At 60.3% G+C, this 10,111-nt stretch carries 7 protein-coding genes and 1 rRNA gene; 1 reads left to right on the top strand and 7 read right to left on the bottom strand.

Annotated features, from left to right (window positions below; translation table 11 throughout):
• Nucleotides 1–597 precede the first annotated feature (597 nt).
• The 6 genes from O3298_RS26535 to puuE all read right to left on the bottom strand — a co-directional run bounded on the left by O3298_RS26535 (nt 598) and on the right by puuE (nt 9,407).
• Complete coding sequence (locus O3298_RS26535; protein ID WP_305060950.1) at nt 598–2,085, bottom strand: adenosine deaminase; 1,488 nt, start codon at nt 2,083–2,085, stop codon at nt 598–600.
• Nucleotides 2,086–2,128: 43 nt separating this feature from the next.
• Entirely contained in the window at nt 2,129–3,445 is a 1,317-nt protein-coding gene (gene guaD, locus O3298_RS26540; protein WP_305060951.1) for a guanine deaminase, read from the bottom strand.
• Between the two features lie 9 nt (nt 3,446–3,454).
• A complete protein-coding gene (gene xdhC, locus O3298_RS26545) occupies nt 3,455–4,522 on the bottom strand; it encodes a xanthine dehydrogenase accessory protein XdhC (protein ID WP_289917923.1) in 1,068 nt (355 codons plus the stop codon).
• Nucleotides 4,523–4,531: 9 nt separating this feature from the next.
• Entirely contained in the window at nt 4,532–6,877 is a 2,346-nt protein-coding gene (gene xdhB / locus O3298_RS26550; RefSeq protein WP_099665389.1) for a xanthine dehydrogenase molybdopterin binding subunit, read from the bottom strand.
• A 10-nt stretch (nt 6,878–6,887) separates the two neighbouring features.
• The gene (gene xdhA, locus O3298_RS26555) at nt 6,888–8,354 is read right to left on the bottom strand and encodes a xanthine dehydrogenase small subunit (protein WP_305060952.1); all 1,467 of its coding nucleotides are present in this window, start codon (nt 8,352–8,354) and stop codon (nt 6,888–6,890) included.
• Nucleotides 8,355–8,453: 99 nt separating this feature from the next.
• Nucleotides 8,454–9,407: an allantoinase PuuE gene (gene puuE, locus O3298_RS26560; RefSeq protein WP_305060953.1), complete on the bottom strand. Its 954-nt coding sequence runs from the start codon at nt 9,405–9,407 to the stop codon at nt 8,454–8,456.
• 121 nt (nt 9,408–9,528) lie between these two features.
• On the opposite strand from puuE, the gene uraH reads away from it, so the two are divergent.
• Nucleotides 9,529–9,882: a hydroxyisourate hydrolase gene (gene uraH / locus O3298_RS26565; RefSeq protein ID WP_070303439.1), complete on the top strand. Its 354-nt coding sequence runs from the start codon at nt 9,529–9,531 to the stop codon at nt 9,880–9,882.
• A gap of 125 nt (nt 9,883–10,007) precedes the next feature.
• On the opposite strand, the gene rrf is transcribed toward uraH, so the two are convergent.
• Nucleotides 10,008–10,111 (bottom strand): 5S ribosomal RNA (rrf, locus tag O3298_RS26570); the annotation flags it as partial.

Consider the following 10,111-nt stretch of genomic DNA (forward strand, 5'->3'; position numbering starts at 1 on the left):
AACGGCGGAAAAAACTGCGACCGATCCGTGCGACCCAGGGCGCTAGCTCCTGTGTCATTCACCCGACAGGCTTACCCGGCTAACATGGCAAGCCGCGAGTGTAATTGTTAAATATTTCAAGACTGTGACACGGCGGCAAAATGCAGAGGAATGTCGTCATTTAGTTGCGCGACTGTTTGTTTCACTCTGCATCTCACCTTTATTTACTGCAAATACCCATCTTCATACGCTATCAGCCATATGAATTGTGACTTTTTAATATCACATTCATCCCACTATGCATCATCAAAAAATGGATGACAAATACGTTTTTTTTTACATATTTATATATTTTAAGTATAAATAGCGTGGAGTAACTAGCTGGATTGATATCGTGCTGACAGCGTCCGGGCTTATGGCGCGTGATTATAAATGAGCAATATGTACTTGAAATTGATTCATCCAAGAAATTGGACAAAGTCGTGCATCTGCCGTTAATTGTGTCGCATGGCCGCCACAAAATTAACAAAAATACATTGCCGGGATTTGAGGGGGAGAAATGAAAACGGCCGGAATATCCGGCCGTCCTGAGAGTATCGGTTGTGAACGTCGCGCAACTTACGGTTTGCTGCCTTTGCCTGCCTTGTCGGCCGCGGCAATTTGCGCTTCAAAGCGGGTGAAACGGGCATCGAGTGCTTTCAGCAAACGTTGCTTGTCCGCTTCCGCCAGGAACGAGTACCGCAAGCTGTTATACGACAGCTTTTTGACTTCCGCATAATCGGTCTTGTACTGGCTGGCAAACAGCACGTACTCATTCGACAGGGTATTGCGCGAGACGCCCGCGTCATCGGTGGAGATGACGAAGGGCACGCCATATTTACGGTACAGGGTGATCGGATGGGCCTGACCCTTGATGCCGAGAATGTAATCGTTACTGGTCAGGTTCACTTCCACGGGTATGCCCCGTTCGCGCATCTTTTGCATGGTCGCCAGCGCATTGTGCTCGTAGGCGATATCCATGCCGTGACCGATACGGTCGGCGCCCGCCACATCGACGGCTTCGGCGATGTGGAAAGCCATGCCTTCCGGCGGCACCATGCCCAGCGCCAGCTCACCGGCGTGCAAGGCGATCTTGACGTTCGGATATTTTGCCTTGAGGAACTTGAACATTTCCATGTGCAGGCTGTAATCGCGCATCGACACGTTCACGCTTTCCTGCCCCACGATGTTCACGCCCACCAGCAAGGGATTCAGGCTAGCTGCCTTGAACGCGGCCACCATCGAGGAAAAAACTTGCGATGGCGACAGGAAACGCAACACATACGCCTGGTAACGCATGGTGAAGTGCGCATCGTCGATGCCGGCGCTGCTGGCGTTGACGTTGTCGTTGTAGGCGGTGATGCTTTTCTGGAAGCCGGCATCCTGCTCCAGGCTGCCTGTCCAGTTGGCCAGCAGCGCTTGCAATGCGGCCGGCTGCAAGCCCGGCGCCAGCACTTGCTGGTCGAACTGCGCGTTTTGCACGAATGGCGACAGCTCGAAAATCGTTTCAATATAGCTGAGGTTTTCCGCGATGGCGCGCTGCTTCAGGGTTTTCAGGCCATCGGCCGTGTTCGTGGATGCCACGGGGCCGAAATAGCCAAAGGTATCAAAGAAGGTACGGTCCGGCGGCGTCTGGATGGCGCCGTGATTATAGAAATCCTTGGTCGACCAGCGCTGCAGCAATTCCGCATACAGGCCCGCATCGGCAAACACTTCCGTGGACGACAGGCATCCACGCTGCGCGGCCGGCTTGGCGCGCTCGGCCGCCACGACGTCCTTGTTGCTTTCGATGCGGTAGGTTGTCTTGTTGACGCAATAGTTTTCCTTGTCGACCCAGTCGAGGAATTGCTCGGCGTAAATGGCGCCCGAGTAATGGTGATGCAAGTCACCGCCCTTGGGCATCATGGAAAAGAACAGGCTCAACTCGGCCGTCTTCGGCTGCGCACCGGCAACCAGGGCGGCAAAATGGCGCGCGGTGGCCGCTTCATTGGAAGACGGGGCGGCCTGCGCCGTGCCGGTCAAGGCCAGCGCGGCGCCAAGCGCCAGGCCAGTGAGTTTCTTGTGCATTCGCGTTCTCGCTCAGGATAATTCGTGTTGAACAACGGGTAGGTCAGCCCTGCCCTCGCACATGCACGCATCGGCCGCCTGAATAGGTGGCGGCCACGGCACGGTCGTCGCCCAGCAGCGCAAAGGCAAACAGCAATTCCTCCAGGCTTTGACAGCCGGCAGTGCGGCGCTCGAGCAGCGGCGTCGATTGCTTGTCGAGCACAATAAAATCCGCTTCCGTGCCTGCCGCGAAATTGCCCAGGGTGCCTTCCAGTTGCATGGCCCGTGCAGCGCCCAGGGTCGCCAGGTAAAACATGCGCAAGGCGGGCAGATAGCTGCCTTTCAAGCGTGCTACTTTATAGGCTTCGTTCATTGTTTGCAACATCGAGAACGAGGTGCCGCCCCCCACGTCGGTGGCCAGCGACAGCAGCACCCGCGCCGCATCGGCCCGCTCGAAATCGAACAGGCCGCTGCCCAGGAACAGGTTTGATGTAGGACAAATGGCGGCCGCCGACGACGTCTCCGCCATGCGCGCGCGGTCGCGCTCGTCGAGCCAGATACAGTGCCCGAACATGGCGCGCGGACGCAGCATGCCGTACTGGTCATACACATCGAGATAGCTGCGCGCCTGCGGATGCAGTTCGCGCACCCAGCGGCATTCATCCGCGTTTTCCGACACGTGCGTCTGCAGATAGGTATCCGGATAGGCGCGCGCCAGCTCACCCGCCAGGTGCATCTGTTCATTGGTGGACGTCGGCACGAAACGGGGCGTGATCGCATACAGCGAACGGCCGTGCTTGTGCCAGCGCTGGATCAGCTCTTCGCTTTCGCGCGCGCCCGACTCGGCCGTGTCGCGCAGGGACTCGGGGCAATTGCGGTCCATCATGACCTTGCCCGCCACCATGCGCAAGCCGCGCGCCTCGCTGGCGCCAAAGAAGGCATCGACCGATTGCGGATGCACGCTGCCATACACCATGGCCGTCGTGGTGCCGCAGCGCAGCAGTTCATCGAGGAAAAACTCGGCCACATCGCGCGCATGTTGAGGATTCTCAAACGCGCGTTCAGTGGGGAAAGTATAGGTTTCCAGCCACGGCAGCAAACCGGGAGCGGGCGAGGCGATCATTTCCGTCTGCGGGAAGTGCAGATGGGTATCGATGAAACCCGGCACGATCAGCTTGCCGCGGTAATCGACGATCTCGGTGCCGGGCGGCAAAGTCGCTTGCAGCTGCGCATAATCGCCGGCGGCCACGACCTTACCATCGGCCACGATCAACAAGCCATCCGCATGCCAGCCGTGCGCCTCCTCGCTAAAGGCGGGGTCGGCGTGGAAGTGCAGCAAGCTGGCACGGTAAGCTTGCAATGTAGCAGGAACAATCGGCATGACTTCTTTCTATAACGGGTGAATGGCGGCGCGTTTCTCGCGTCGCGGTGGCGCGCTGGCAGAGGCCAGCCGCAGCGGTGCGGCCAGGGCGGCCGCGGCCGCTTCCTCCCACACCATGAGTAGTTGACAGGCAACGGACGCGGCGATCACGGCCGGCGCCTTGTTGCGGATGCCGGGCATGCCGATCGGACACACCATGGCGGCAATACGTTCGTCCGGCACGCCGCGTGCCTGCAGGCGGTGCTCGAACTGCTTGCGTTTCGTGTGCGAACCAATCAAGCCGAACCAGCCCGCATCCTCGCGCTCCATGATGGCTTGCGTCAAGCGCTGATCGAGCGCATGGCTATGCGTCATGACGAGAAAACTGCCGCCCGGCGGCGCCATGGCGACAAATTCCTCGGGCGTATCGGTGGCGGCGATGCGCACATTATCCGGTAGTTGCACGGGAAACATGTCTTCGCGTTCATCGACCCAGGTGATATTGCAAGGCAAGTAGGCCAGCGCGCGCACGATGGCGGCGCCCACATGGCCGGCGCCAAACAAGGTCAAATGGGCGCGCGGCGCCAGGCAGGGATCGACCAGCCAGCGCCGGCCCTTGCCATCCTGGGCCACATGGGTACTGCGTTCGCGCGAAAACGTGTCGGGCGCCTGTGCAGCAGTCCCGGCGATCAGGCGACCGGCAGCATCGAACAGCGCCGACGCGGTTTCACCGTCGAGCGCCGTCAAACGCCAGCTGTCTTGCTGGCGGCGTTCGCGCAAGGCGGCCAGCAATTCTTTCAGGCTGGCATCGACATATTCGAATGCCAGGTGGACGACGCCGCCGCAGCATTGTCCCAGGCTGGGGCCCAGTGCAAAACGCTCGAGCCGCGCATGGGTCTCGCCCGTTGCCAGCATGGTCTTGGCGATTTCCACGGCGCGCAATTCCAGGTGGCCGCCACCGATGGTGTCCACCTGGCCATCGAGGGTCACGCGCATCTTCGCGCCCGCCTCCCGCGGTCCGGAACCTTCCACCAGGGCAACCGTCACCAGCACGGATGGCTGCGTGTCGTTCTCCATCGCTGTCAGCCAGTCGCTCATGCTCTGCTCCTAGGCGCCGGCATGCGCCGCTTGCACGGCCATGACCGCCTTGAGGATTTCCTCGCTGGTGGCTGGGGCATTCAGCGGTGGCTGCACGGCGTGATGGCCCACGCTGGAAATGGCGTCGCGGATGGCGAAGAACACGGAAAACGGCAACAGCAGCGGCGGCTCGCCCACGGCCTTGGAACGGTGGATGCTGTCTTCCACATTGCGATTCTGAAACAGTTTCACACGAAAATCTTCCGGGCAATCGGAAATGCCAGGAATTTTGTACGTCGATGGCGCGTGCGTCATCAGCTTGCCCGCAGCATTCCACCACAGCTGCTCCGTCGTCAGCCAGCCCATGCCCTGGATAAATGCCCCCTCCACTTGACCCAGATCAATCGCGGGATTCAATGACTGGCCCGCATCGTACAAGGCGTCCGCACGCAGCAATTTCCATTCGCCTGTCAGGGTATCGACCACCACTTCGGCCACGGCCGCGCCATACGCGTAATACGAAAACGGATGGCCCGTCATCGTCTTCGCATCCCACGACAGGCCGGGCGTGGCATAGAAACCGTCCGACCACAGTTGTACGCGGGCCAGATACGCCTTCTGCACCAGTTCGGCAAACGCGACGACATGGCCATGCACGTGGATATGGTTGTCAAAGAAGCGCACAGCAGCAACGTCGCCGCCGTACAGTTTGACCGCGTAATCGGCCAGGCGTTCACGGATCTGGCGCGCCGCGTCCTGCGCCGCCTTGCCGTTCAGGTCGGCGCCGGTGGACGCTGCCGTGGCCGACGTATTCGCCACCTTGCTGGTATCGGTGGCCGTGGCCCGCACGCGGTCCAGGTCCAGGCCCAGCTCGTGCGCCACCACCTGCATGACCTTGGTATTGATGCCCTGCCCCATTTCCGTGCCGCCATGGTTGACCAGAACGGAGCCATCCACGTACACGTGCACGAGGGCGCCGGCCTGGTTCAGATGCGTGACGTTGAAGGCAATGCCGAATTTCAAGGGCGTGAAGGCCAGGCCCTTCTTCAGGACTGGACTGGCCTCGTTGTAGGCGTCGATGGCGCGGCGGCGCGCCCGGTAATCGCTGCTCTCTTCCAGTTCGGCAACGAGTTCATGGATCACGTTGTCGACGATCTTCTGCCCGTAGGGCGTGACGTTGCGTCCCTCGGCATCGTTGCGGCCATAGAAATTGAGCAGGCGGATATCGAGCGCATCGCGTTGCAAGTGGCGGGCGATTTCATCGATGACGTACTCGATGGCAATGGCGCCCTGCGGCCCGCCAAAGCCCCGGAAAGCCGTGTTCGACTGGGTATTCGTCTTGCCGCAGGCGGCGCGGATGTCCACGTCGGACAGGTAATATGTGTTGTCGAAGTGGCAGACGGCGCGCGTGGCGACGGGGCCGGACAAGTCGGCCGAATAACCGGCGCGCGTGGTCATGTCGACCTTGGCGGCAAGGATGCGGCCTTCGTCGTCGTAGCCCACTTCGTACTCATAGTAAAAACAGTGGCGCTTGCCCGTCACCAGCATGTCGTCGTCGCGGTCGGCGCGCAATTTCACGGGACGCTTCAGTTTGGCCGCCGCAATCGATGACGCCGCCGCCCACAGGGCCGATTGCGATTCCTTGCCGCCGAAGCCGCCGCCCATGCGCCGGCACTCGACCGTGATGTTGTGCGAATGCACGCCCAGCGCATGCGCCACCACGTGCTGCATCTCGCTCGGATGCTGGGTCGAACACAGCACCAGCATGCCCTGCGCTTCCTTCGGGATGGCGTAGGAAATCTGTCCTTCCAGATAAAACTGTTCCTGGCCGCCCACGTAGAGTTGGCCCTTTACCACATGCGGCGCGCCTTCGAACGCGGCCTGGTAGTTGCCGCGCGTCAGCTGCATCGGCGGCAGCACGTACGATTGCGCGGCCTTGGCCGCTTGCGGCGTCATGATCGCGGGCAATTCCTCATATGACACTTGCGCCAGGCGGGCGGCGCGGCGCGCATGGTCATGCGTATCGGCCACGACGATGAAGATGGGCTGCCCCACGTATTGCACCAGATCAAAAGCCAGGATGGGATCATCGTGGATAATGGGACCGCAATCATTGGTGCCGGGAATGTCCTGCGCCGTATAGACGGCGACGACACCGCCAGCGGCGCGCACGGCCGACAAATCCATGGCCGTAATGCGCGCGTGCGGCTTTTGCGACAGCCCCAGCGCCGCATGCAAGGTGCCTTGCAGTTCGGCGATATCGTCCGTGTACGTGGCTTGTCCCAGCACATGCAATTGTGCCGATTCATGCGGGCTGGGCTTGCCCACGGCGGCCCAGGCAGCCGCTTGCAGTTCGGGCGTGGCAGGATGGTTCATACTGGTCCTTTCAGGCGCGGCAAGCGTAGGCGTTGACGGCCGTGCGCAGCAGCGGCGCAGCGGGACGTGTTTCCAGCCAGAAGCGGCGCAACAGGTTTTGCGCCGTCGTCATGCGGTAGGTAGTAGACGCGCGCATGTCGGACAGCGGTGCGTAATCGTCGGCCAGCAAGCGCATGGCGATGACCAGGTTCTCTTCCGTCCATGCCTGTCCACGCAAAAATGCTTCCGTTTGCGCGGCGCGCTGCGGCGTGGCCGCCATGCCGCCAAAGGCGATGCGCGCATCGACGATGCGTTCGCCGTCGAGCTGTAACGCGAACGCGGCGCACACGGCCGAAATATCCTGGTCGAAACGCTTCGCCAGTTTATAGGTGCGAAATTGCACGTCGGCACGCGGCAAGGGCACGCGCACGGCTTCGACGAATTCGCCTGGCTGCAGATCTTTCTTTTGGTACCCCAGATAGAAGTTTTCCAGCGGCATGATGCGCTGGCCGGCGGGGCCGCGCAGCACAATCTCGCTGCCCAGCGCAATCAGCCACGGCATCGAGTCGCCGATGGGAGAACCATTGGCCACATTGCCGCCCAGGGTACCCGCGTTACGAATCGGCAAGGAGGCAAAGCGCTGCCACAGTTCCGACAATTCCTCCGGGTAATGCTGGCACAGCGCCGCGTAAGCATCGTTCAGGCTGGCGCCGGCGCCAATCTGCAGCTTGCCGTCAACGAGGGCAATCGTCTTCAGCGCGGCCACGTTGCCCAGATAAATGATGTCGCCCAGGTCGCGCAATTGCTTGGTCACCCACAAGCCCACGTCCGTGGAACCGGCCAGCAGGCAGGCTTGCGGCTTTTCCGCGCGCAACGCCACCAATTCATCGATGCTGCGCGGCGCGTGGAAGTGCTGGCCGCCATGTTCATACGTATGCAGGCTGCCGCGCTGCAGCGCCTGCAATTGCCCCCTCAAGGCATCGCGATCGAACGTGACGTGCGGCAATTCCCCCATGCGCCTGGCGGCATCGATGATGGGCCGATAACCGGTGCAGCGGCACAGATTGCCCGACAGGGTATCGTCGATTTCGCAGCGCGTGGGCGTCTCGCCGTTTTTTTTCAGGTACATGCCCCACAAGGACATGACAAAACCGGGCGTGCAAAAACCGCACTGGGAACCGTGGCACTCGACCATCGCCTGCTGCACCGGGTGCAGGGCGCCGTCGGGCTGTTGCAAGTCTTCCACGGAAAACAGGGCCTTGCCATCGAGGGTGGGCGTGAGCTGGATGCAGGCGTTGACGGCCTTCATCTCGACCTGGCCATCGACCAGGCTGCCGATGACGACGGTGCAGGCGCCGCAATCGCCTTCGGCGCAGCCTTCCTTGGTGCCCGTGCAATGCAAATCCTCGCGCAGGTGCTGCAACACAGTCTGCGTAGGGGCGGCGTTGCGTACTTCCTGTACGGCACCACGGTAATAAAAGCGGATCGGTTCTGACATGCTGGCCTCGGTATAGTCCCAGTATAGGAGATTAACACCGGCATATGGGACAACTATATGCAAAGACTGATTTTACTTATCATCCAATATCAATACCCATCAAGCAGCATAGGGATGCGTCGCATGCCAGTGCTCGGCGATATCGATGCGGCGCGTGATCCACACCTGCTCATGGCCCTGTACATAGTCGAGGAAGCGCGCCAGCGCCGCGGCCCGTCCCGGACGTCCCACCAGGCGGCAATGCAAGCCCACCGACAACATCTTCGGCTGATTCAAGCCGTTCGGATCGCCTTCCGCATACAGCACATCGAAGGCATCCTTCAGATAATCGAAAAATTGCGTGCCCGAATTAAAGCCTTGCATGGCGGCAAAACGCATGTCGTTCGTGTCCAGGGTGTAGGGCACGATCAGCTGCGGCTGCACGGCCGGCATGCCGGCGGCATCCGTGTACGCCACTTTTTCCCAGAATGGCAGATCGTCGCCATAGTAATCGGCGTCGTAGCGGAAACCGCCATGCTCGACCACCAGTTTGCGCGTATTGGGCGAATCGCGCCCCGTGTACCAGCCTTGCGGGGAGGAACCCGTCAATTCGCGGATAATCTGCACGGCTTCGCGCATGTGTTCGCGCTCCGTTGCTTCATCCATGTTTTGGTACGAAATCCAGCGCAAGCCATGACAGGCGATTTCATGCCCCAGTTGCTGGAACGCGGCCACCGCCTCCGGATTGCGTTTCAAGGCCATCGATACGCCGAATACGGTCAGCGGCAGGCGCCGGTCCTCGAACATGCGCAGCAAGCGCCATAATCCGGCACGCGAGCCGTATTCGTAGATCGACTCCATGCTCAGGTGGCGCGCGGGAAAAGCGGCCGCACCGATCATTTCCGATAAAAAGGTTTCCGAGGCAGGATCGCCATGCAGCACGCTGTTTTCCGCCCCTTCCTCATAATTGAGGACGAATTGCAGGGCGATGCGGGCCTGGCCCGGCCATTGCGGATGCGGGGGCGTGCGGCCATAGCCGATCAAGTCGCGTGGATAATCTTCGTAATTGTTCATGCGGAGGCGCGCCTATAGGAGGACAATGTTGGCTATATGCCCAATCATATAGCCAGGCGCAGTCACCGGTATATGATTTGCACGATAAGCACATTCACTCACCCTATATACAGGATAGCAAATGGGAAAACTCAGCACGCATGTACTCGATATCGCCCACGGCAGGCCGGGAGCCGGCGTCAAGGTGGCCCTGTTTTCAGTCGCGCCGGAAGGAAAAGTGCTATTGAAGATGGATATGACCAATAGCGATGGCCGCTGCAGCACGCCTTTGCTGGAAGGCGAGAGCATGAAAGCGGGTCAATATGAACTGGTGTTTAACGCAGGCGACTATTTCGCCGCCCAGGGAGTAGAACTGCCTTCGCCCCGCTTCATCGATCTGGTCACCCTGGCCTTCGGCATTGCGCATACGGACGAGAACTACCACGTGCCGCTGGTGGTGTCGCCGTGGTCGTATTCGACCTATCGCGGAAGTTAAGCGACGTTACATGACAAAGGCAGCGCGCAGCGCTGCTTTTTTATGCCTGCCTGCTGACAAAACAAAACCGCCAGACGTAAAAAAACCCCAACCGGATCACCGGAAAGGGTTTTTTCGCATAACAAGCCTGACGATAACCTACTTTCACACTGGTTGCAGCACTATCATCGGCGCAAAGTTGTTTCACGGTCCTGTTCGGGATGGGAAGGGGTGGGACCAACTTGCTATG

The sequence above is a fragment of the Janthinobacterium sp. SUN137 genome, assembly GCF_030587265.1.
In the GTDB taxonomy this organism is placed as follows: Bacteria; Pseudomonadota; Gammaproteobacteria; order Burkholderiales; family Burkholderiaceae_D; genus Janthinobacterium; species Janthinobacterium kumbetense.